Genomic DNA, 23,840 nt, shown 5'->3' with positions numbered 1-23,840 from the left:
CGGCGGAGGATACGCCGTTACCATGAGTGGCCCGTCCCGCACGCGAGGTAGCGATGGAATTCCGCGCCCTGGTTGACGAGCTTCTGGCCGAGTACTTCCGCCTGCATCCGGTGCATGCCACCGACATCGGGCACCACCAGTACGACGGCCTGTGGCCGGACATGACCGATGCCGGGCGGGCGGGCCGGCTGGCGTTCGCCGAAGGGGCGCTGGAGCGTCTGCGCGCCATCGATCCGACCACCCTGTCGCGGGACGACCGCATCGACCACCGGATCCTGGTCGGCGCGGCTGACGCGATGCGCTTCAGCGAGGGGACGCTCCAGGAGGAGCGTTGGAACCCGCTGGTCTTCGTCTACCTGTTCGGGAACGGCCTGTTCGCGCTCCTGGCACGGCCGTTCGCGCCACTCCCCGAGCGGCTGCGCAGCGGCGCTGCGCGGCTGCGCGGGTTGCCGGCGGCGATCGAGGCCGCGCGCGCCACGCTGTCCCAGCCCGGGGAGCGCCCGGTGGCCCAGTTCCACACCGAGAAGGCCATCGAGCGCCTGCCCGGCATCGTCAACCTGGCCGACTCCCTGGTCGCCGAGACGGGCAAGATCGAGGACTCCGCCGTCCAGGCCGAGCTCCGCGCCGAGCTGGAGGCGGCCGCCGCGGACGCCAAGACGGCACTCGACGCATTCGGGGCCTGGCTCCGCGACGAGCTGCTGCCAAACGCGACCGGGGATTTCCGGTTGGGAACGGCGCTGTACCGGTCCAAGTTCCGGCACGCGCTGCGGGTCGAGATGGAGCCGTCCGAGCTGCGCGAGCGGGCGCTGGGGGCCTTCGAGGCGGTGCGGTCCGAGATGCAGCGCCTGGCCCGCGAACTGTGGCCGACGTGGAAGGGCAAGGAGCCCATGCCGGACAACCCCGACGTCGCAGTCCGCGCCGTCCTGGATGCCATCGCCGCGGACCACCCGGCCGCCGACGAGCTGCTCGAGTACTGCCGCGCCGAGAACGAGCGGATCGAGGCCTTCTGCCGCGAGATCGGGCTCATCGGCCTGGCGGACGAACCGTTGGAGATCATGTGGACCCCCGAGTTCATGCGCTCCTTCGGAGGCGCCATGCTGATTCCGCCCGGGCCGCTGGACCGCGGGCTGTCCAGCTTCTTCGCCATCACGCCCATGCCCGACGACTGGACCGATGAGCAGCGCGCGTCGTACCTGCGCGAGGACAACGCCCGGATGCTTCGCCTGCTCACCATCCACGAGGCGGTGCCGGGCCACTACCTCCAGCTGGCGTACTCGAACCGATGCCCCTCGCTGGTGCGGGCCATCTTCCAGTCCGGCGTCTTCGCCGAGGGATGGGCGGTGTACGTGACCCAGGTCATGATGGACGTCGGCTACGGGGCCGACGACCCGGCCCTCATGCTGGTCCACTGGAAGTTCTACCTGCGGGCCATCACCAACACGATGATGGACATCGCCATCCACACCGGCGCCATGGAGCGCGAGGAGGCGATGAAGCTCATGGTCGAACAGGGATTCCAGGAGGAGTCCGAGGCGGCCGCCAAGTGGGATCGGGCCCGCCTGTCGAGCACCCAGCTGTGCGAGTACTTCCTGGGCTACACCGAGATCACTGAACTCGAGCGCGAGGCGCGGCGGCGGGCGCAGGCCGAGGGCACCTCCTTCCGCTGGCGCCCCTTCCTGGAGTCCGTGCTGGCCCATGGCACGCCGCCCACGCCGGTAATCCGCGACATCCTGTTCGGAGGCGCCTGAGCCCATGGGCCGCGGCTTCGGAGCGCTGCGGCATACGAACTTCCGGCTCTACTGGTCCGGCCAGGTGGTCAGCCTGATCGGGACCTGGATGCAGAGCGTCTCACAGCCGTGGCTCGTCCTGGAGCTGGGCGGATCGGCCTTCCAGGTGGGAACCGTCATCGCCCTCCAGTTCGCGCCGGCGCTGTTCCTGGCCCCGATCGGCGGGGTCCTGGCCGATCGGTTCGACAAGCGCGGCCTGCTGCTCCTCACCCAGGTCTTTGCCATGCTCCAGGCCGCCACCCTGTTCGGGCTCACGTTCAGTGGCGTGGTCGAGATCTGGCACATCCAGGTCCTGGCACTGATCCTGGGCGTGACCAGCGCCTTTGACATGCCGGTGCGTCAGTCGTTCGTGGCCGAGGTCGTGCCGCGTGAGGACCTGCTGCAGGCCATCGCCCTGAACAGCGCATCGTTCAACCTGGCGCGCGTGGTAGGGCCCGCGATCGCCGGCGTCGCCCTGGCCGTGTTCGGCAGCGCCTTCAACTTCGGGGTCAACACTCTGACCTACACCGCGGTCCTGGGTTGCCTGCTGCTGATCGACGGTACGACCCTGCACCGTGTGCCGGTCCCATTGGTCCGGCCCAGCATCCGGTTCAGCCTGGCCGAGGGCGTGCGCTACGCGGTCGGCAACCCGAACGTGCTGTGGCTGCTGGTCCTGTTGGGCGGGATGAGCATCTTCGCCATGAACTTCCAGGTCCTGCTCCCGCTCTTTGCGCGCTTCACGCTGGGGCTGGACGCCACCGGCTTTGGGGCCCTGTTTGCGGTGATGGGCATCGGGTCGCTGGGTGGCTCGCTGGTGCTGGCCTTCATGGGCGATCGCCGTCCGCGGCTGCGGTTGATCCTGGGCGGCGGCGTGGCGTTCCTGGCCGCGGAGGTCGTCCTGGGGCTGGTCCGCGTGCCGGCCATCGCCTACCCGGTGGTGGCCCTGGTCGGGCTGTTCTCGATGCTCATGGTCAACACCATCAACGCCTCGGTCCAGCGCTCCGTGCCCGACGCGCTGCGGGGTCGGGTGATGGCCCTGTACGTCACGGTATTCGCCGGTTCGGGACCCCTCGGCGGGCTCTTCGCGGGCGGGGTGGCCCAGCTGTTGGGGCCACCGGCCGGATTCGTCCTGGGCGCCGTGTTGGCGTCCATCTTCCTGGTCCTGGCCGCCTGGGGCCTGGGTGTGTTCCGCTCAGACATACAGCGGCCGTTTGGCGTGCCGGCCGAGTGAGCGGTCCCGCCCCCCGTCCCAATTTGACCCTGGGCCTGCTGGCGCTCGCCCACTCCCTGATTCACATGCAGTCCGCCCTCATGCCGCTGGTGTACATCGCGGTCATCGACGAGTTCGGGCTCAACGAGGCGGCCATCGGCCTCTTCATCGCGGTCACCACCGCGGTCGGCGGTGGCATGCAGCTGTCATATGGGCTGCTGACCCGGTACGTGGCACGCCCCGTCCTGATCGGGGTCGGACAGATCGTCTTCGGCCTCAGCCTGGTCCTGGCGGGGCTGGCGTCGACCGTCGGGCAGCTGCTGGCGGCCATCAGCGCGGCGCGGATCGGGGCCAGCCCCCAGCACCCGGTCGGGAACGGCATCCTGGCCGATGCCTACCCCGCCGAACGGCGCGGGTTCGCGATCAGCACCCACATCGCGGGCGGCAACGTGGGAACCGTGCTTGTGCCGTTCATCGGCGGAGCGCTGCTGGCCGCGGTGGGGTGGAATACCACGCTCCTGCTGTTCGGGCTCCCGCCGCTGCTGGTCGGCGTGCTGGTCCTGTGGTTCATCCGCGAGGACCACCAGGCCTACCGGCGCGAGGCGCGGGCCTCGGGGAGCTGGATTGGACAGGTGCGCGAGGTCCTGGGCCGCGGCGACCTGATGCGGATCCTGGGCGCGGCGGTGGTGTCCGCCGGCGGGCGTGGGTTGGACATCGCGGCGCCGTTTCTGCTTCTGTACTTCCGAGGTCCGCTGGGGATCGACGATGACACGGTCCTGTGGCTGTACGCCCTGCTCCTGGTGGGCGCAGTGGTGGGCCCGGTCCTGGCCGGCATCCTGTCTGACCGATACGGGCGGCGGCGGACGCTGATCGTGTACTACCTCCTGTCGGCGGTGGGGATCCTGGCCGTGGTCCTGGCCGGCGGGAACCTGCTGTTCCTGGCCCCGCTGCTGCTCCCCTTCGGGACGGCAGTCTTCAGCGAGGGACCGGTCCTGCAGGCCTTCATGGCCGATCGGGCCGTGGGCCCGTTGCGCGACGTGGCGTTCTCGATCTATTTCACCGCCGCGTTTGGGATTGGCGCGCTGTGGGCCATCGTCATCGGCACAATCGTGGCCGGGGTGGGCTATGCCCCGGCCTTCGTGGTGATGGCCGCGTCCTATGTTGCCGGGGCCATCCTCATCTCCTCCGTCCGCGACCGCCCGCCGAGCGCGGACGGCTAGAATCGGCGGACATGGCCACGACCCAGCCACCGGCCGACGCCGCGACCATCGAGAACCTCCTCGTCGAGGACCGCACCTTCCCGCCGCCACCGGCTTTCACGGCCCGTGCCATCGCCAACGACCCGGACATCTACGCCCGCACCGCCACCGACGAGGGCTTCGAGGCCTTCTGGGCCGAGGAGTCGCGCCGGATCGACTGGATCGCGCCGTGGCGCCAGGTTCTCCAGTGGGATCCGCCGTTCGCCGAGTGGTTCGTCGGGGGCAAGCTGAACGTCAGCGCCAACTGTCTCGACCGGCACGTGGCCAATGGCCTGGGCGCCAAGGTGGCCTACTACTGGGAAGGCGAGCCGGGGGACCAGCGGACGATCACCTACGCGGAGCTGCTGGCTGACACGTGCCAGATGGCGAATGCCCTCCGCGAGCTCGGGGTGCGCAAGGGCGATCGGGTGGCGATCTACATGCCGATGATCCCCGAGCTGCCGGTGGCGATGCTGGCCTGCGCCCGGATCGGCGCGCCGCACAGCGTCGTCTTCGGCGGCTTCTCGGCCGATGCCCTGGCCGGACGGCTGGATGACGCCCAGTGCACGACGGTCATCACGGCCGATGGCGGCTATCGCAAGGGCGCCACCGTGCCCCTCAAGGACAACGCCGACGACGCGATGGGCCGCTCGCCATCGGTCAAGCACTGCATCGTCGTCCGTCGCACCGCGCAGGACGTGGCATGGCAGGACGGGCGCGACCACTGGTACCACGAACTGGTCGCCCGCCAGCCCACGACCGCCGAGCCGGAGGTCATGGACGCCGAGGACCTGCTGTACCTGCTGTACACCAGCGGCACCACGGCCAAGCCGAAGGGGATCATGCACACCACGGCCGGCTACCTGGTCGGGACGGCCAGCACCCATCGGTACATCTTCGACATCCAGCCCGACGACGTGTACTGGTGCATGGCCGATATCGGCTGGGTGACCGGCCATTCGTACATCGTGTACGGACCCCTGGCCAACGCCACGACCGGTGTCATCTACGAGGGCGCCATCGACTTCCCGGACAAGGACCGATGGGCCCAGATCGCAGCCCGCCACGGGGTCACCATCCTGTACACCGCCCCGACGGCCATCCGGGCCTTGATGAAGTACGGCGCGTCCGCCTTCGAGCACGACGACTTGTCCGCGCTGCGCCTGCTGGGCAGCGTGGGTGAGCCGATCAACCCGGAGGCCTGGGCCTGGTACTGGCAGCACATCGGGGGCGGGCGCTGCCCCATCGTGGACACGTGGTGGCAGACCGAGACCGGGATGATCCTCATCACCCCGCTGCCCGGGATCACGACCCTCAAGCCGGGGAGCGCCACCTTCCCGTTCCCGGGCGTCAAGGCCGACGTGGTGGATGAGGCGGGGAATTCCGTGCCCCTGGGCGGTGGCGGCTACCTGGTCCTGGATCGCCCGTGGCCGGCCATGCTGCGTGGCATCTACGGCGACCCGGAACGCTACCGCCAGACGTACTGGACCCGCTACCCGGGCCGCTACTTCGCCGGCGACGGATGCAAGCGCGACGGCGAGGGCTACTTCTGGCTGCTGGGCCGGGTGGACGACGTCATGAACGTGAGCGGCCATCGGATCAGCACCACCGAAGTGGAATCGGCCCTCGTCTCCCACCCGTCCGTGGCCGAGGCCGCGGTCGTGGGCCGCTCCGACCCGATCACCGGCCAGGCCATCTTCAGCTACGTCATCCTGCGCGTCGGCCATGAGCCGTCCGAGGAGCTGGGCGAGGAGCTGCGCGAGCACGTGGCCACCGTGATCGGCAAGCTGGCGCGACCCAAGCAGGTGCTGTTCACCCCGGACCTGCCGAAGACCCGATCGGGCAAGATCATGCGCCGCCTGCTGCGCGACATCGCCGAGCAGCGGGTCCTGGGGGACGTCACGACCCTCGCCGACGCGGGAATCGTGGCCACCATCCGCGAGCAGTCGGGGGCCGGCGAGGACGAGTAGGATGCGCCACGCATGACCCGCACCCCCTTCTGGACGCGCTCCCGCAAGGTGATCCTGGCGGTGGTGTCCAGCGCGCTGTGGCTGGGCTACATGGTCGTCGGCCTGGCCGTCATCAACACCGTGTTCCCGACAGTAGAAGGGGAGGGGCCTTTCGGTGCGGCCGCCTTCGTGGGGCTCCTGAGTGGCTTCTTCGTAACCGGCTTCATCATGTGGGCCATCTCCGACTGAGACTCGTCGGACGGGGTAGCCAGACGCATCCGAGCAGACGATAATCGTCGCCCACCCCACCCAGGATCACACCATTGGCGACCGTCACGTTCGACCACATCACCAAGCGATTCACCGATGAGATGGTGGCCGTTCAGGACTTCAACCTCGAGGTCAGCGACGGGGAGTTCCTGGTCCTGGTCGGCCCGTCGGGATGCGGTAAGACGACCGCGCTGCGGTGCGTGGCCGGGCTCGAAACGATCAGCGATGGCCGGTTGCTGATTGGCGAGCGGGTCGTCAACGACGTCGCGCCCAAGGACCGTGACATCGCCATGGTGTTCCAGAGCTACGCGCTGTACCCGCACATGTCGGTCTATGACAACCTGGCCTTTGGCCTGAAGCTGCGGAAGGTTCCGAAGGCCGAGATCGACCGGCGCGTCCGGGAGGCGGCCGCCATCCTGGACATGGAGCGATTGCTCGACCGCAAGCCCAAGGCGCTCTCGGGCGGCCAGCGGCAGCGGGTGGCCCTGGGCCGGGCGATCGTGCGCGAGCCGCAGGTCTTCCTGATGGATGAGCCGCTGTCGAATCTCGACGCCAAGCTCCGGGTCCAGACCCGGGCCGAAATCCTGCGCCTCCACCAGCGGCTCAAGACCACGGTGATCTACGTCACCCACGACCAGGTCGAGGCCATGACCATGGGTGACAGGATCGCGGTCATGAAGGATGGTGTCCTCCAGCAGGTCGGCACCCCCCAGCAGCTGTATGACCATCCGGCCAACGTCTTCGTGGCCGGGTTCATCGGGTCACCGGCCATGAACTTCATGAAGGCTCGGACCGATGGCTCCGACCTCGTGGCCGGCGAGCTCCGGCTGGAGCTGGCCGACAAGGCGGCCGAGGTGGTCGCTGACCGTCCCGCAGGCTCGGAGGTGACCATCGGCTTTCGGCCCGAGCACCTGGAACTGGGCAACGGCGTCGCGGGCCCGGCCGTCAAAATCCCGGCCAGCGTGGACGTGGTCGAGTTCATGGGCGATCAGGAGCTGCTCCACGCCCAGGCGGCCGGCGGCGAGATGCTGGCACTGGTCAGCTCCGACCACCGGGTGAAGCCAGGGGACCGGGTCGAGTTCCGGCTGGGACTCGACAAGCTGCACCTGTTCGACCCCAGCACCGAGCTCGCGCTGCTCCGCTAGGGCGAGCGTGGCCCTGCTTCGCTAATCACGAGCGCGGTGGTAGACTCGGACTCCCACCCTGGCGCACGACCCAAGCGAGACCCACGCGCGCCCGACCGGTATTGGTGAGCCGGCGCCGGGAAAGAGTTGGGGCAAGGAGGTAGTGCAGGGGGAGCAGCCTTCAGGACGGGGCGCAGCCCCGCCACGCGATCACCGCACACGGAGAGAGGGAGTTCATGCCAAGACACAGATTTCTTGTCGGGGTAGCGGTGCTGTCACTGCTCGCCGCAGCCTGCCAACCAAGCGCCAGCGGGTCCCCGACCGAGTCGGCGACCGGCGGGCCGACCGGGTCCTACCTCGAGCGGGCGGAGGCCGGCGAATTCGACGGCACCTCGGTCCAGATCCTGGCCCAGTGGATTGACGCCGAGGGCGACAACTTCGAGGCCAACCTGACGGCCTTCGCCGAGCGCACCGGGATCGACGTCCAGTACGAGGGCGTCACCGACTACGAGTCGTATCTCATCCGTCAGGTCGACGCCGACCAGGCCCCAGATATCGCCCAGATCGCCCAGCCGGGCAGGATGCGCGAATTCCAGGGGGAGGGCAAGCTCATCAACCTGTCCGAGTTCATCGACACGGCCGCATTCGAGGCGAACTTCCCCTCGTTCGTGGATCTGGTGACGGTGGACGGTGGCATCTACGGCATCCCCTACAAGGCGGACCTGAAGTCCATCGTGTGGTACCCGAACGCCGCCTTCGAGGATGCCGGATACACAATTCCGGAGACCTGGGATGACCTGGTCGCCCTCACCGATGAGATCAGGGGCACCGGCGTCACGCCATGGTGCACCAGCATTGAGCACGGGGACGCCACCGGCTGGGTGGCCACCGACTGGATCGAGGACATCCTGCTCCGGACGGCGCCGCCCGAGACCTATGACGCCTGGGTCAACCATGAGATCGCGTTCAACGATCCGGCCGTGCTGCACGCAGCCGACCTGATGGCCGAGATCTGGTTCACCGAGGGCAACGTGTACGGCGGCAGCACCGCCATCAACAACACCTTTGTGGGCGACACCCAGAACCCGATGTTCGCCGAGGGCGGACCGGACTGCTTCTTCCACAAGCAGGCATCCTGGATCTACACATTCTGGCCGGGGTATGTCGCCGCGACCGAGACCGAACCGGCAGTCGTGGAGAATGAGCCGGGCGTCGACTCGTCGTTCTTCTACTTCCCGCCCATCGATCCCGAATTTGGAAGCCCGGTCCTGGGCGCCGGCGACATGTTCATGATGTTCAACGACCGCGACGAAGTCCGCGCGGTGATCGAGTTCCTGGCCACGCCTGAGGCGGCCGAGTCATGGATTGCCACGGGTTCCTTCGTCTCCCCGAACCTTGCCGTGCCGGAGGAGTGGTACAGCGTGTACCCGGCCTCTGGCCTGGCCGAGATCCTGCGCACTGCGACGGTCCTGAAGTTCGATGCCTCGGACCTCATGCCCGCCGAAGTCGGGCAGCGCAGCTTCTGGGATGGCATGGTCGACTGGGTGGCGGCCGATGGGGCCAACACCGAGGACGTCTTTGCCGAAATCGAGGCCAGCTGGCCATAAGTTGACCGATGATGGGGGCGTGCCACCTGGCACGCCCCCATCTGTATTTTTCTGACTAGAACCGATGACCAGTCCAGCCGTCCCAATCGAGCGACCCACCGACTGGCGCGGACTCGCGGCGCGCCTGGCTGCACCTGTGGGCGCCGTCCTGGCGGTGGCGGTCATGGTCTTGAGCCTGGGATTCCTGGCGGACCCCGACGGGCCGCAGAACGCGCTGATCGGGCTCTACAACGCCCTCGGCCTCACCGGCCAGGCGGAGGCGCTGGCCCAGGAAGGGCTGGACCCGATCCTGTCCAAGGCGATCATCGCCGTGGTCGGCCTCGCGATCGGGGTTGGCGGCATCTGGCTGATCTACATCGGCGCCCACTCGGTGCTCGAGCTGCTGGGGCCGAGATGGCTGTCCCGCCTGGTCCCGTGGGTTTTCATCGGTCCGGCGTTGTTGCTGGTGGGGGTCTTCCTCGTCTTTCCATCGATCACCACGATCATCACCAGCTTCACCGAGGGGGACGGCTTCATCGCAAACTTCGGGTTCGTCTTCACCGACGCGGACATGCTCATCGCGCTCCGCAACAACGCGCTGTGGCTGGTCCTCGTCACGGGGGGCAGCGTCATCATCGGCCTCGTCATCGCCAGCCTCGTGGATCGGGTCAGAGCCGAGGCGCTGGCCAAGACCTTCATCTTCCTGCCGCTGGCCATCTCGATGGCCGGAGCGGCCGTCATCTGGCGATTCGTGTACGCCTGGCAGCCACCCCAGGAGGCGCAGATCGGCCTGCTCAACGCCGGTTGGACCGCCCTCGGCAACGAGCCGGTTCCGTGGCTCCAGACACCGGGGGTCAACACCTTCCTGCTCATCCTGATCATGGTCTGGCTGCAGACCGGCTTCGCCATGGTCGTCCTGTCGGCTGCCATCAAGGGCATTCCCAGTGAGGTCATCGAGGCGGCCCGCTGCGACGGCGCCGGCGAGTCACGGATCTTCTTCCGGGTGATCGTGCCCATGATCCGGGGTTCGATCATCGTGGTCGCCACCACCATCGCGGTCGCCGTCCTGAAGGTCTTCGACATCGTGTACGTGACGACCGGGGGGCGGTTTGAAACGGAGGTGGTGGCCAACCGGATGTTCAACGAGATGTTCCTGTTCCGGGACCTGGGCCGCGCGTCGGCGTTGGCGGTGATTCTGTTCCTGGCGGTGATCCCCATCATGATCATCAACATCCGCAACCTGCGCCGCCAGGGCATCGGCGCATGACCGAGCGCGCACTCCCCGCCACTTTGACCGAGGCCGGACCGTCCCCCGGGAGCCGCTGGCTGGGGTACCTCGGGGTCCGCGTGGCGATCGTGTTCATCGTCTTCCTCTGGTCGCTGCCGACGGCCGGCCTCCTCATCTCGTCGCTTCGCGACTCGGATGCGCTTGTCGAGACCGGGTGGTGGGACGCGGTCCTGCACCCGTTCGAGTCCGCCCAGCAGTGGACGCTGGCCAACTACGCCACGACCCTCGGGGCCGAAGGGATGGGCGAGGCGTTCGTCAACTCGATCATCGTCACGGTCCCGGCCACCGTCATCCCCATCACCATCGCCGCCTTCGCGGCCTACGCGTTCGCCTGGATGCGCTTCCCCGGGCGCACCGTCCTGTTCGCGATCGTGGTCGGCTTGCTGGTGGTCCCGCTTCAGATGTCGCTGGTCCCGATCCTGCGGCTCTACGGGAACCTGGACCTGAACGGAACGTTCCTCGGCGTGTGGCTCGCGCATACCGGCTTCGGCCTGCCGCTGGCCATCTTCCTGCTCTACAACTTCATCAGCCAATTGCCCAAGGACCTGCTGGAGTCGGCCTTCATCGATGGGGCGTCCCACCTCACCGTGTTCATGCGACTGATCCTGCCGCTCTCCATCCCGGCCCTGGCCGCGTTCGCCATCTTCCAGTTCCTGTGGGTCTGGAATGACCTGCTGGTGGCCCTGGTCTATCTGGGCGTAAGTTCCGACGTGGCGGTGATGCCGGCCCGGCTGAACGAGTTGGTCGGCACCCGCGGCGACCAGTGGCACATCCTCACCGCCGCGGCATTCGTGACCATGGTCGTGCCGCTCATCGTCTTCCTCGCCCTGCAGCGCTACTTCGTGCGCGGGATCCTGACCGGATCCGTCAAGGGGTGATCCCGGCGTGACCCAACACCCGGCGGGGACCGGTTCGACGACCGGCGTCGGCCGGACCGCCGCTGAAGACGCGATCCTGGGTCGCCTGATGCTCGCGTTCGAGGGCTTTGGGGTCCCGCCCTGGATGAGCGAGCGGCTGGCTTCGGCGCCGGCGGCAGGGGTGACCCTGTTCCGGCACGTGAACGTCGAGAACGCGAGCCAGGTGCGCACGCTCACCGACGCGCTGCAGGCCGCGCGCCAGCCCGGCCCGCCGCTGCTCGTGGCCGCGGACCAGGAGGGCGGGCAGCTGATGGCGCTGGGCGAGGGGACGCCGTTCGCCGGCAACATGGCGCTGGGCGCCACCGGCGATCCGGAGCTCGCAGAACGGGTCGGCCAGGCCATTGGGCGCGAGCTGCGGGCGGTGGGGGTCAACGTGAACTACGCGCCTGATTGCGACGTCGCGTCCAACCCGGACAGCCCCGGGCTCGGCATCCGGTCGTTCGGCGACGATCCCGCGGCCGTGTCCCGCCTCGCGGCAGCGACCGTACGCGGGCTGCAGGCCGCTGGGATGGCCGCCACGGCCAAGCACTTCCCCGGCAAGGGCGATGTTGGTGTCGACACCCACTACCAGCTCGGCGCCATCGGTCACGACCGGGCGCGGCTGGACGCGGTGGAGCTGGCGCCGTTCCGCGCCGCCATCGAAGCCGGGGTGCGGGTCGTGATGTCGGGCCACTTCGCGATCCCGGCCCTGACCCACAATCCGACCCTGCCGGCCACCGTGTCGCGGGCGGTCATGCACGACCTGCTGCGCGATGAGCTCGGGTTCGACGGGCTGGTCATCAGCGACGCGCTCGACATGCGCGCCCTGGCGCAGGGCGCGACCCAGATCGTGGACCTGATCGCCGCCCTCCGGGCCGGGGTCGACCTGCTGCTCTGCGCGCCGGATCGGTCGAGCCTCGAGCAGACCGAGGAAGCGCTGCGCCTGGCGGCCCGGCGTGAACTCTTCGACGCCGATGTCCTGGCCGCCAGCACGAACCGCATCCTGGCGCTCCGCCACTGGCTGAGGTCGGCAGCCCAGCCGGATCTGGAGGTCGTGGGCTCCGCGGAGCACGTGGCCCTGTCCCGCGAGGTGGCCGAGCGGTCGGTGACGCTGGTCCGGAACGATGCCGGACTCCTGCCCCTGCGCCTCCCGGCCGATGGTCGGGTGCTGGCCGTCATGCCACAGCCGGCCAACATGACTCCGGCCGACACCTCGGCCAGCGTGGCGCCGGGACTGGCCGCCGCCATTCGATCCCGCCACCCGCATGTCGACGAGGTGGTGACCGGCCTGCCGCCAACGCCGCCCGAGATCGCCGCCCTGCGGCAGCGGGCCGCCGAATACGAGCTGGTGGTGGTCGGGACGATCAACGCGTGGTTCGACAGCGGGCAAGTGGATCTGGTGAACGAGTTTTTGACCAGCGGCGTTCCGGTGGTTACCGTCGCCCTCCGGGTCCCGTGGGACCTGGCCCGCTACCCGGCGGCCGCCACCCACGTGTGCACCTACTCGATCCTGCCGCCTTCGCTGGACGCACTGGTCGGCGCCATGTGGGGTGATCTCCCATTCCGGGGTCGGCTGCCGGCTGCGATCCCCGGGCTCCATCCGACCGGCCATGGCCTGGCGGCCTGGGCGGCGGGCTGAGGCGGTCGGCGATGGGAATGCGAGACGAGATCCTCGAGCAACCGGCGGTCGTCGCGCGGCTGCTGGAGCAGCAACGCCTGCCAATGGCCAGGCTCGCTTCCCGCCTCCGCCGGCGAGCCATCGATTCGGTCGTGATCGCGGCCCGTGGCACCTCGGACCACGCGGCCGTCTATGCCCAATACGTTCTCGGCACCCGGCACCGGCTGCCGGTGGCGCTGGCCGCCCCGTCGGTGCTGTCGCTGTACGGCACGGCGCCGCGCTTCCGGCGCGCGCTCGTGGTGGGAATCAGCCAATCCGGCGCCTCGCCCGACGTCGTGGGCATCCTCGAAGCGGCCCGCGCCCAGGGCGCGCCGACGATTGCCATCACCAACGATCCGGGCTCTGCTCTGGCGCAGGCGGCCGATGAAATGGTGGACCTGGCCGCCGGCCCAGAGCGGGCGGTTGCCGCGACCAAGACCTACACCGCCGAGCTGGCGGCCGTTGCTCTGCTGTCAAGCGCCCTGCTGGGGCATAAGGCCGATAGCGCTGCCATGGACCGGCTCCCCGCGGCCCTGGGGCGCGCGCTCGAGGCGGAAGCGGATGCCGAACGCGCGGCGGCCGCCCAGCGCTCGATCAGCCACGCGGTCGTGCTTGGACGCGGCTACGAGTACGCGACCGCGCGCGAGTGGGCGCTCAAGCTCCAGGAGCTGACCCAGGTCCTGACCGCGCCCTACTCCGCGGCGGACTTCCAGCATGGACCGATCGCCCTGACCGGGCCGGGCCTGCCGGTATTTGCGGTGGTTTCGGGAGGCGCCGCCTCGGCGGACATCGCCGCGGTCCTGCGGCGGTTGCGAAAGCTGGGGGCGGACCTGCTGGTCGTGTCCAACCGGCGCGCGTTGCGCGAGGCGGGCGCGCGGTGGCTCGCCGTCCCGGGCGGTATCCCCGAGTGGCTGATGCCGATCGTCAGCATCGTTCCATGCCAGCTCCATGCCCTGCACCTGGCACGCGCGCGGGGGTTGGATCCCGACGCTCCGCGCCACCTCCGCAAGGTCACCCGGACGACCTGAACCCCGGTCGTCATCGGTCAGTCAGCCGGATTCGGTCGCAGGATGACGGCTTCGTAGGCATCCAGCTCCACCTTCCCGGACCCGGTGTGCCCGGCCCGGGCGGGAGATGTGGAAAACAGGACCTCCCAGACGCCGTCGGTCACGGAAACCGCGGCGGGTGTTGACCGCGTGTTGATGGCCACCAGCAGGCGCTCGTCGGGAGCCGTCCGCCAGTAGGCCAGGACGCCGAGCCGGCCACGCACCTCCCACGCGAATCCCCCGGTCTGGAGCGCCGGTGACGATTTCCGAAGCCAGATGAGCCGCCGATAGCACGCCAGGACCGAGTCGGGACTCGCGGCCTGACGCTCCACGTTCCGGGTGGCCGCGTCGGGCGTCCTCCGCATCCAGGTTCGGGCGGGCCGCTCAGCGGTCCACGGCAGCGGCGCACGGGATGCGTCGCGGTTCTGCCAGACGGGGAGTGGCCAGTAGCGGCGAGCCGGCGGGTCGACGATCTCGCGGCGCGGCACACGCACGTTTCCAAGGCCGATCTCTTCGCCGTAATAGAGGAACGGAGTCCCGCGCAGGGTCAGCAACAGCACGGCTGCGGCCTTGGCCACCGCGTCGCGCTCCGGTCCGCGCGAGAACCGGCTCGCATGCCTGGGCTGATCGTGATTGGAGAGCACGACCGTGGGCCATCGATCCGGGCCGAAAGCCGCTTCGCGCTCGTCGATGGCCGCCGCCAGCGCGTCCGCCCGCCACGCCGGTTCACTGAGCCGGAAGTCAAAGACGAGATGCCGCGGGGAGGCGTAGCGCGCGGCGCCGGCCGGATCGCCGAAGAAGAGCTCTCCCACGCTCATCCGACCGGCGGCCGCGTCGAGCAGGGACCGAAACTCCATCAGGAATTCGTTCAGCTCCGGCTGGTCCTTGTTGTGCAGGTGTCGCTGTCGATCCCATCTCCGTATCCCGCCCCTCAAGTGCCGCGGATTGGACGTCAGGTCGCGGTCCTTGAAGAACACGTTGAACACGTCGAGTCGGAACCCGTCAACGCCCAGGTTCAGCCAGAAGCCGACCATGTCCAGCATGGCCGCCCGTACGTCGGGGCTGCGCCAGTTCAGGTCCGGCTGCTGGGGCAGGAAGGTATGCAGGTAATACTGGCCGCGGCCGGGATCCCACGTCCATGCTCGTCCGCCGAAGAACGAGACCCAGTTGTTTGGGGGGCGGCGCCGCCCGCGCCAGCCGCGCCGTATTGGATCGCGCCACAGGTACCAGTCGGCGTAGGGCCCGGTCCGGCTCTCGCGCGAGGCGACGAACCACGGGTGGAGATGGCTGGTGTGGTTCATGACCAGGTCCACGATCACCGCGGTGCCCCGACGGTGCGCTGCATCCAGCAGGCTGGTGAAGTCGTGCATCGTGCCGAAAGCGGGGTCGATGGCCCGGTAGTCGGACACGTCGTAGCCGACGTCGAAACCCGGCGACGGGTACATCGGCGAGAGGAGGATGGCATCCACCCCCAACGACGCGGGCGTGCCGTCATTGAGGTGGTCCAGGTGGTCAATCACACCAGGCAGGTCGCCAACGCCGTCCCCATCGCTGTCGGCGAAGCTGCGGAGGTACAGCTGGTAGACGACCCCGCGCTGCCACCAATCCGGGTTCACGCCTAGTCGGTGTCCCCGGAGTACAGGTCCGCGCTCGGCGGGTGGAGGCGGTCGCGCGCCGGCAGGAGGAGGCGCCCGTACAGGCCGGGGCGCCGGTCGTTGATGGTGTCCCATTCGTGCTCGCCCGGGATGCGGCGGTGATGGGTCTGGCGCGCCAGGTCGGGGTCGACCTCGCCGAACAGGATCGCTTCCTCGGTATCGCTGGCCACCGCCAGCTCCTTCCCGTTGCAGTCGAGCAGGATGGAACGCCCGATGAACGTGGTGCCGCGCTCCTCGCCCACCCGGTCGCAGGCGAGCAGGTAGACGTGATTCTCTGCCGCGCGGGCCGGGGCGAAGATTCCGGGGTGGAACTGGACCCCGACCGGCCAGTTGGTGGGCAGCGCAACCAGGTCGGCACCCTCCAGGGCGCAGATCCGGGCCGCCTCCGGGAAGCGGAGGTCGTAGCAGATCAGGACCCCGACCCGCATCCCGGCCAGGTCGTAGACCTCGGGCGCATCCGGTCCCGGGGTGGCGAAGCGGTCGACCCCGAGGTAGGGGAGATGCATCTTCCGGTACCGGAAGCGCCGACCATCACCGGTGAAGATGAGCGCGGTGTTGAAGACCTCGCGCGCCTCGGCCTCCAGGGTGCCCACGATGAGCGCCACGCCGGCCCCCACCGCGGCGTCCGCGAGCCGCTGCTCGGCCACCGCGCCCGCCCGCTGGGCCACGGTCAGGGCTTCGTCGAGGTTCTCGAACACGTACCCCGTGACCGCGGCCTCGGGCAGGACGACGAGCCTGGCGCCGGCGGTCGCGGCTTCGGCCACGACACGCTCGATGTGCTCGAGGTTGCGGTCGACCTCGCCCAGCTGGGGGTCGATCTGACAAGCCGCCACCCGAATCGTCATCCGTCCACCGCTCTGATAGGCTGCCGCGCGTGCTGAACCGCGCGTCCGAAGGCCGCTGGCTCGTGCCGGCGGCCTTCATCTTACTGGGCCTCCTGCTGGGCACCCGGCTGGTCGTGCTCGGGATCGCCATCGTGGGCCTCCGATATGATGCGATGGTGAGCCTCGCAACCCGCGTGGCGCGGCGGTGAGCGGGATCGGGCCGGGGCAGGACGTCGGGGCCGAGCCTCCCTGGGACCTCAAGCTCGATGGCAACCGCCGCCGGCCCACGACCGCCGAGCAGGCCGTGCCGTGGCTCATCGGCCTGGTGCTGGCCCTGGCCGGCATGCTGATCGTGATGCTGGCCCTGATCTTCTCGAGCACCGACGGACTGCTGCCCGCGTTCGGATCCGCATCGCCCGAGCCGTCACTGGCATTGACGCCGACGCCGCGGCCCACCCGCACGCCGGAGCGGAGCGCCGAACCAACCGTCACCCCGGAGCCGACCCCAACCCCCGCGCCGACGCCGGCATTCCCGGCCCTCGAGATCGTCTTCATGCAGCGGACCTCGACTTCGGGCCCGGTGCACCTCTTCTCGCACGACTTCGCCGGTCAGGAGACCCCGGAGCCTCTGGCCCGCGACGACCGAGGAGTCGACCAATACGCCTGGTCGCCGAACGGGGCGTGGGGGATTGCTCTGGTCGAGGGTGACCCGCTGGCCCTGAACCCGGGCAACTCGGCCCGCGACCTGGGCGACGGATTCGACGGGATCACCTTCGCCCCAAACTCCGCGACGGCCTATGCCATTCGCGCCACGCTCGCCGGTTCGAACGATCGGGCCGAGCTGCTCGGCATCGACATGGCCAGCGGATCGGTTCAGTCACTCGCAGTATGGACCTACCCCCACCCCGTCACCTTCCTGCAGGCCGCGGTTCTGGAAGCACAGTTCGCCGACGAAGGCGGCTTCAACCGGGTGCACGTCCTGGACGACGGCCGGGTCGTGGTCTGGATCCTAGGGGCGCCCCAGATCTACACCTATGACCCGGCCACGGGTGCCGCGGGCACGACGGACCGGGCGCCCATCTTGTGGTCGCCGAATGGTCAGCTCCGGGTTGAGGTCACCGAGTCGGGGGGTAACAGCACGCTCACCGTCCGCGGCCTGGCCAATGAGGCACGGGCCTCCGCGGGGGTCTCGGGCTATGTCAGCCACGTCCGCTGGTCGTCGTTGAACAACCAGATCGTGTTCACCATCAGCCAAGGGACGTCGGGAGGCGGCGTTTCACAGGACCTGTACCTGTGGGAGGTGAGGACCGGGTCCAACGCGGTGCGCCTGACCCAGGACCTGCGGTCCATGGGCGGCATGTTCCGCGGCGTGCAGGAACGCTGGAAGCCGTGATCAGCGACATCGTCAACCCCATCGCGGTCGAGCTGGACGAGACGGCGCGCCTGATGCGGATCCGGTGGGACGACGGCCACCTGGGCGTCTGGGGCTGGACCGAGCTGCGCCGCGCCTGCCCGTGCGCGCTGTGCGCGGGCGAGGGCAACCTGCCCGGTGTGGTGTCGCTCGAGACGGTGTTCCCCCCGGCGGCGGTGACCGTAGAACGCGTGAAATGGATTGGCCGATACGCCCTGGCCCCCATCTGGGCGGACGGCCACGACACAGGCCTGTTCACCTACACCAAGCTCCGATCCATGTGCGCCTGCGGCGAGCACGCCACTCCATGAGCCGATCCGCTCGGCCGCTCCCCATGGCCCTGGCCTCCGGCTTCAGCCTGGCCCTGGGCGGGGGTGGCGCGCGGGGATTCGCGCACCTGGGCGTGGCCGAGGCGCTCGCCGAGCGAGGCCTCGTCCCGGGGCGCATCGTCGGCACCTCCATGGGGTCGGTCATCGGGGCCGGGCTCGCGGCTGGGCTGACCACGGAGCGGATCGTGGAACTGGCCTCGCGCTTCGACCCGTGGCGGATGGCGCGCCGGCCGGCGCGGCTGGGTATCTTCGACCACCGACCGCTGATGGAGCAGGTGGTGGCCGAGGTCGGCCACCCGCGGATCGAGGACCTGCCCATCCCGTTCGGGGCCGCGACGTTCGACCTGGTGAGCGGGCGGCACGAGCTCATCACCAGCGGGCTGGTCTCCGAAGCGCTGATCCGCAGCTGCGCGATCTCGGTCGTCTTTGCGCCGGTGGCCGACGGTGACGCCATCTGGGCCGATGCCGGGGTGTGGGAGGTGGTGCCCATCTCGCTGGCCCGCGGCCTGTCGTCCGAGCCGGTGGTCGGGGTCCAGGTCATCGCGCCCAAGCCGGGCTGGTTCGCGTCATCGCCCATCGCGTGGTCGCTGCGCGTGGGCGCCCGCATGCTCGGGACGCAGGCGCGCGGGGAGCGCCTGGGGGAGCGGCTGGGCGCGCGCCGCTATGCCGCCCTGCTCGCGGCGCGCATCACGGACCCGGTGGTGGATGCCAGGGCGGACCTGCTGATCGTGCCCAACCTGCGCGGGGTGAGCTGGGTGCGATTCAGCGACGTGGAGACTCCCCGCCGGCGCGGGTACCAGGCCGCCCAACGAGCGCTGGCAGGGATGCCGCTCGCCCGTTCGAAGACCGGCACCGAGACCGCTGAAGAGACCGCCGACGCGGTCGTTTCGGCGTGACCGGGTCCGGGCCGAAGGGCGGGCTGCTCCTGATCCACGCCCACCCCGACGACGAGGTGATGTCCACCGGCGGGACGATCGCCCGGGCCGTGGCCGAGGGCCGGCGGGTAGACCTCATGGTGTGCACCGGCGGGGAGGAGGGGGAGATCCACGACCCGGACCTCGACCCGGCCGAGGCGCAGCCGAGGCTGCGCGAGATCCGCGAGGCCGAGCTGCGCTGCTCGCTGGCGGCACTCGGGGCGGCGGCCGCCGACTCGGGCGGCGTCCTCCAGGAGCATCTTCTTGGCTTCCGGGACAGCGGGATGATGGGCACGTCGCCGAACGATCATCCGGACAGCTTCTGGCGCGTCGACCTGGATACCGTGGTCGCCGGGACGGTGGCTTTCATCCGTACCGTCCGACCATCGGTCCTGGTCCATTACGACGAGCACGGCGGATATGGGCACCCCGATCACATCCAGGCCCACCGCCTCGCGGTGGCTGCGTGCGAGGCGGCCGCCGACCCGGATCGGTATCCCGAAGCCGGGCCACCGCATCGGATCCGCAAGCGCTACGAGACCGCCTTCAGCCGCGAGCGCTGGCTGGGACTGATGGTCGCCATGAACGCCCGCGGCATCGATCTGCCGTGGAACTTCGAGGACGAAGTGGTCCGCCTGGCTGCCGGGCGCGAATTCGACCAGCTGTATCCCGCTGACGTCGAGGCCCTGCGCCAGGTCGGGGAGGCGCTGGCTGAGGGAGAGCCGGCTGAGGGATTCGGGACCTCCGAGTCGCAGCTCAGCACGCGGGTCGACGTGACCGGCTGGCTGGACGCCAAGCGCGCGGCCATGGCCTGCCACCGCACCCAGCGCCAGGACCTGGGCTGGGCCCTCGAGCTACCCGAGGACCTGCAGGCGGCGGCCCTGGGCCTGGAGGTCTACGTCCTGCGTGAGTGGGACGGCGCTCGGCCGCGGGACGAATTGGCCGAGACCAGCCTGTTCGCGGGCGTCTAGTTTGGGGACGGCCAGGTATTCCTCGGCGGTGGCCGCGCGCGCTACAGTTGGCGGACCGATCGGGGACCCACCGTGAACTGTGCCACCTGCGGAACGTCCAACGAGCCCGGCCGCAAATTCTGCGGCGAGTGCGGCGCGCGCCTGAGCGCGGCCTGCCCGGCGTGCGGGATGGCCAACCAGCCCAACACGAAGTTCTGCGGGGAGTGCGGGACAGCGCTGCTCGGTGAGGCCACCGCGGCGGCGCCTGCCTCGACCTCGCCGCCGACTCCGGCACCCGCCAGCGCCTCGGCCGCCGGGGCGGAACGACGCCTGGTGTCGGTCCTGTTCGCCGACCTGGTGGGCTCGACCACCCTGGCCGAGGACCGCGATCCGGAGGAATCCCGCGACCTGCTGTCGCGCTACTTCGACATCGCCTCGGAGCTGATCGGCCGCTACGGAGGCAGCATCGAGAAGTTCATCGGGGACGCGGTGATGGCGGTCTGGGGCGTACCCACCGCGCACGAGGACGATGCCGAGCGGGCGGTGCGCGCCGCGCTGGATCTCGTTGCAGCCGTTGGTGGCATGACGGACGCCGGTAGCCCACTCCAACTCCGGGCTGCGGTGCTCACCGGGGAGGCGGCGGCAACCATCGGCGCCAGCGGCCAGGGCATGGTCGCGGGCGACCTGGTGAACACCGCCTCGCGCCTCCAGGGCGCTGCGCCCCCTGGGACGGTCCTGGTCGGCGAGTCCACCTACCGCGCCACGTCGGGGGCGATCAGCTACGAGGAGGCCGGTGAGCAGGTGCTCAAGGGCAAGACCGCCCCGATCGCCGCCTGGCGGGCCGTCCGCGTCATGGGCATGCGGGGTGGCGCCGGGCGCCGCACGGCCCTGGAGCCGCCGTTCGTCGGCCGCGACGACGAGCTGCGCCTGATCAAGGACCTGTTCCACGCCACCATCCGCGAGCGGAAGCCGCGTCTGGTGACCGTGGTCGGCCAGGCCGGGATCGGGAAGAGCCGACTGGGGTGGGAGTTCGAGAAGTACATCGACGGCGTGACCCTGACCGCCTACTGGCACGCAGGACGTTCCCCGTCGTACGGCGAGGGGATCAGCTTCTGGGCGCTGGCCGAGATGATCCGCGAGCGAGCCGGTATCGCCGAGACCGATGACCCCGACTCCACCCGCCGCAAGCTGGCCGCCTGCGCCGAGGAATGGCTGACCGATGCGGAGGAGCGGCGTTGGGTCGAGCCCCGCCTGGCGGGCCTGCTGGGCCTGGAGGAGATGCCCACCGGGCAACGCGAGGAGCTGTTCGCGGCCTGGCGCACGTTCTTCGAGCGGATGGCCGACCGAGACCCGGTGGTCCTGGTCTTCAAGGACCTGCACTGGGCCGACGCCGCCCTCCTGGAGTTCATCGAACACGTCCTGACCTGGTCGCGCAGCCATCCTATCTATGTGCTGGCCATGACCCGGCCCGACCTGTTCGAGCGCCATCCGGCGTGGGGCGGCAGCGCCGTCCGCAACGCGACAACCCTGGCCCTCGAGCCTCTCGGCGATGGACCGATGCGCGAGCTCCTGCATGGCCTGGTGCCCGGTCTGCCCGACGACGCGGTCGCGACCATCCTGCAGCGCGCGGAGGGGATTCCGCTCTACGCGGTTGAGACCGTTCGGATGCTCATCGACCAGGGGCGGGTGGTCGCGGAAGGGGACGGGTACGTGCTTTCCGGCCCGATCGAGAAGCTGGCGGTGCCGGAGACGCTCCAGGCGCTGGTGGCGGCCCGCATCGATGCCAACGACCCGGAGGATCGCGCCCTGCTGGCCGATGCGGCAATCCTGGGCCAGAGCTTCACCCTGGCCGCGCTGGCCGGTGTGACGGGAAAGGACGAGGCCGCCCTGCCCGACGTCTTGGAGCGCCTGGTTCGGCGCGAGCTCCTGATCCGCGACGACGACCCGCGCTCGCCGGAACGCGGCCAGTACCGGTTTGTGCAGGCCATCGTGCGAGAGATCTCCTACGAAACCCTGTCGAAGAAGGACCGCCGCGCCAAGCACCTGGCCGCGGCCCGGTACTTCGAGGCGCTGGGCGATGAGGAGGTGGCCGGGATTCTGGCCAGCCACTACCTCGAGGCGCTGAGGGCCACGCCGGCGGGACCCGAGGCCGACGCATTGGCGGCGCAGGCTCGCATCGCGCTGCGCGCGGCCGCCGACCGCGCCACGGCGCTCCACTCCCACGCCGTTGCGCTCCGCCACCTCCAGGATGCCCTGACCATCACGTCCGATCCGGCCGAGCAGGCCGCGCTCTACCGGGACGCCGCGATCTCCGCGGACAGTTCCGGAGACACGAACTCCGTGGACTACGCGCGCACGTCGGCAGAGCTGGCGTCGAAGTCGGGGGACCGGCCCGCCGCGACCCGGGCCGCGACCCTGGCCGCCAAGTTCAACACCAACTATGGGCACGGCGTCGAATCCATCGCCATCCTCGAGCCGCTGACGGCCGGGCTGTCCGAGGACGAGCCGGGAGCGGCTGCCGCGTTCGCCGAGCTGGCCCGGGTCTACATGTTGACCGACCGCAACCTGGAGGCTGTCGAGATGGCCGACAAGGCGCTTCGCGCGGCGGCTACCGCGCGCGAGACGGAGGTCATCGTAGAGGCGCTCGTCACCCGTGGCCCGGCTATCGCCGACGCCCAGCGCATCGACGAAGCCGAAGCCATGCTCCGCGGGGCCATCATCCTCGCCGACCGCAACGGCCACTACTGGTCGGCCCTGCGAGCGCGAAACAACCTGCAATCGACCATTGTCGAGGACGTCACGGCATCGGACATGCTCGCTCTCGTGGATGAGGGGCTCGAGCTTGCGCGGAGGTTCGGGTATCTCGGGTGGCTGACCCAATTCCTTACCCATCGGCTCCCGACGCTTATCGCGCTGGGCGACTGGGAGGCAGCGGAGATCGCCTCGGCCGAGCAGTCCGAGCACGCGAAGGTCTACCGGGCGGGATTCGCCGCCAGCTATCGCGCTCAACTGCTGGCCCTGCGCGGTGACCCCTCGTCCAGTCGAGCAGCCCTCGAAGAGGCGGTTGAGCAACTCCAATCGATCGACACCCTGCCCCAGCGGGCCGGCCTCGAGGTTGAGATCACTCGCGCGTTGCACTTGCTGGGCGACCCGGCCGAGGCGCTGCGTCGGATCCAGGCATATCCCGGTGGTGGCGGACAGGACGTCTTCATGGCATCGATCGGCGCGTTGGCCGCGGCACAGCTGGGTGACCGGGCCTCCGTGGAGCGAATCACCCAGAGCTTCGCGGAGCACCGGGCATCTGCGCTCGCCCTCGCCGTTCGCCTCCAACTCCGAGCGGCCACGGCCGCCACCGCCGAACGGTGGGACGAGGCCCAGGCCACATACCCGCAGGCGCTTTCCGCCTTCCGCGACCTGGAGTTCCATCTAGACGCCTCGATGCTCAGCCTGGAGTACGCCTCGTATCTCGGGGACCGATTCGAGGAGGCGCGAACCGCTGGCGCCGAGGCCGAGGCCTGGTTCGCGGAGCGCGGCGCTCAAGGCGTCGTTGAGCGCTACCGTGCCGCCTTCAAGGGCACGCCGGCCCCACCGGCGACGCGAATGGGGGTGGGTCCCAAGGCCATCCCCGTCGACGCGGAGCAGCCCGCGTGAACTGCCCGTCCTGCGAGACGCCCGCCATCGCCGGCACCAAGTTCTGCGCCGAGTGCGGGACGCAGTTGGCGGCGGG

General features: G+C 69.7%; 19 protein-coding genes. 17 read left to right on the top strand and 2 right to left on the bottom strand.

Annotation, left to right across the window (positions count from 1 at the left end; genetic code table 11):
* Window positions 1-53: 53 nt before the first annotated feature.
* The 11 genes from AABM41_01295 (at window position 54) to AABM41_01245 (ending at window position 14,012) form a co-directional block, all read left to right on the top strand.
* Window positions 54-1,748: a DUF885 domain-containing protein gene (locus tag AABM41_01295; GenBank protein MEK6190942.1), complete on the top strand. Its 1,695-nt coding sequence runs from the start codon at window positions 54-56 to the stop codon at window positions 1,746-1,748.
* Window positions 1,749-1,752: 4 nt separating this feature from the next.
* Window positions 1,753-2,997, top strand: coding sequence for an MFS transporter (locus tag AABM41_01290; GenBank protein MEK6190941.1), 1,245 nt, complete (start codon window positions 1,753-1,755; stop codon window positions 2,995-2,997).
* Window positions 2,994-4,196 (top strand): MFS transporter, encoded by a 1,203-nt coding sequence (locus AABM41_01285; protein ID MEK6190940.1) that lies wholly within the window; start codon window positions 2,994-2,996, stop codon window positions 4,194-4,196. The genes AABM41_01290 and AABM41_01285 overlap by 4 nt, the downstream gene beginning before the upstream one ends.
* Window positions 4,197-4,207: 11 nt before the next feature.
* Window positions 4,208-6,184, top strand: coding sequence for an acetate--CoA ligase (gene acs / locus AABM41_01280; protein MEK6190939.1), 1,977 nt, complete (start codon window positions 4,208-4,210; stop codon window positions 6,182-6,184).
* A gap of 12 nt (window positions 6,185-6,196) precedes the next feature.
* A complete protein-coding gene (locus AABM41_01275; protein ID MEK6190938.1) occupies window positions 6,197-6,412 on the top strand; it encodes a hypothetical protein in 216 nt (71 codons plus the stop codon).
* Between the two features lie 74 nt (window positions 6,413-6,486).
* Window positions 6,487-7,578 (top strand): sn-glycerol-3-phosphate ABC transporter ATP-binding protein UgpC, encoded by a 1,092-nt coding sequence (gene ugpC / locus AABM41_01270; GenBank protein ID MEK6190937.1) that lies wholly within the window; start codon window positions 6,487-6,489, stop codon window positions 7,576-7,578.
* A gap of 215 nt (window positions 7,579-7,793) precedes the next feature.
* The gene (locus AABM41_01265; protein MEK6190936.1) at window positions 7,794-9,164 is read left to right on the top strand and encodes an ABC transporter substrate-binding protein; all 1,371 of its coding nucleotides are present in this window, start codon (window positions 7,794-7,796) and stop codon (window positions 9,162-9,164) included.
* A 64-nt stretch (window positions 9,165-9,228) separates the two neighbouring features.
* Window positions 9,229-10,410, top strand: a complete 1,182-nt coding sequence (locus AABM41_01260; GenBank protein ID MEK6190935.1) for a sugar ABC transporter permease — start codon at window positions 9,229-9,231, stop codon at window positions 10,408-10,410.
* Window positions 10,407-11,309, top strand: coding sequence for a carbohydrate ABC transporter permease (locus AABM41_01255; GenBank protein MEK6190934.1), 903 nt, complete (start codon window positions 10,407-10,409; stop codon window positions 11,307-11,309). The genes AABM41_01260 and AABM41_01255 overlap by 4 nt, the downstream gene beginning before the upstream one ends.
* 7 nt (window positions 11,310-11,316) lie before the next feature.
* Complete coding sequence (locus tag AABM41_01250; GenBank protein MEK6190933.1) at window positions 11,317-12,966, top strand: glycoside hydrolase family 3 N-terminal domain-containing protein; 1,650 nt, start codon at window positions 11,317-11,319, stop codon at window positions 12,964-12,966.
* A gap of 11 nt (window positions 12,967-12,977) precedes the next feature.
* The gene (locus tag AABM41_01245) at window positions 12,978-14,012 is read left to right on the top strand and encodes an SIS domain-containing protein (protein MEK6190932.1); all 1,035 of its coding nucleotides are present in this window, start codon (window positions 12,978-12,980) and stop codon (window positions 14,010-14,012) included.
* A 17-nt stretch (window positions 14,013-14,029) separates the two neighbouring features.
* Here the strand turns inward: AABM41_01245 and AABM41_01240 are convergent, their stop codons facing one another.
* Window positions 14,030-15,646 carry an alpha-amylase family glycosyl hydrolase gene (locus AABM41_01240; protein MEK6190931.1) on the bottom strand — a complete coding sequence of 539 codons (1,617 nt, stop codon included), beginning with the start codon at window positions 15,644-15,646 and terminating at the stop codon, window positions 14,030-14,032.
* 2 nt (window positions 15,647-15,648) lie between these two features.
* Complete coding sequence (locus AABM41_01235) at window positions 15,649-16,530, bottom strand: carbon-nitrogen hydrolase family protein (protein MEK6190930.1); 882 nt, start codon at window positions 16,528-16,530, stop codon at window positions 15,649-15,651.
* A gap of 29 nt (window positions 16,531-16,559) precedes the next feature.
* Here AABM41_01235 and AABM41_01230 point away from each other — a divergent pair, with 29 nt between their 5' ends.
* From AABM41_01230 to AABM41_01205, 6 genes are all read left to right on the top strand, one after another.
* Window positions 16,560-16,718, top strand: a complete 159-nt coding sequence (locus AABM41_01230) for a hypothetical protein (GenBank protein ID MEK6190929.1) — start codon at window positions 16,560-16,562, stop codon at window positions 16,716-16,718.
* On the top strand, window positions 16,715-17,902 hold the full coding sequence (locus tag AABM41_01225) for a hypothetical protein (protein MEK6190928.1): 1,188 nt from the start codon (window positions 16,715-16,717) through the stop codon (window positions 17,900-17,902). The genes AABM41_01230 and AABM41_01225 overlap by 4 nt, the downstream gene beginning before the upstream one ends.
* Entirely contained in the window at window positions 17,899-18,231 is a 333-nt protein-coding gene (locus AABM41_01220; GenBank protein MEK6190927.1) for a DUF971 domain-containing protein, read from the top strand. The genes AABM41_01225 and AABM41_01220 overlap by 4 nt, the downstream gene beginning before the upstream one ends.
* Window positions 18,228-19,145, top strand: coding sequence for a patatin-like phospholipase family protein (locus tag AABM41_01215; GenBank protein MEK6190926.1), 918 nt, complete (start codon window positions 18,228-18,230; stop codon window positions 19,143-19,145). Before AABM41_01220 ends, AABM41_01215 begins: the two co-directional genes overlap by 4 nt.
* On the top strand, window positions 19,142-20,134 hold the full coding sequence (locus AABM41_01210) for a PIG-L family deacetylase (GenBank protein MEK6190925.1): 993 nt from the start codon (window positions 19,142-19,144) through the stop codon (window positions 20,132-20,134). Before AABM41_01215 ends, AABM41_01210 begins: the two co-directional genes overlap by 4 nt.
* A gap of 72 nt (window positions 20,135-20,206) precedes the next feature.
* Entirely contained in the window at window positions 20,207-23,764 is a 3,558-nt protein-coding gene (locus AABM41_01205; GenBank protein ID MEK6190924.1) for an adenylate/guanylate cyclase domain-containing protein, read from the top strand.
* Window positions 23,765-23,840 lie beyond the last annotated feature (76 nt).

The organism is Chloroflexota bacterium (genome assembly GCA_038040195.1).
Classification (GTDB): domain Bacteria; phylum Chloroflexota; class Limnocylindria; order QHBO01; family QHBO01; genus DASTEQ01.
The sequence above is the reverse complement of the archived record's forward strand: the minus strand, read 5'-3'. Positions and strand labels throughout refer to the sequence as shown.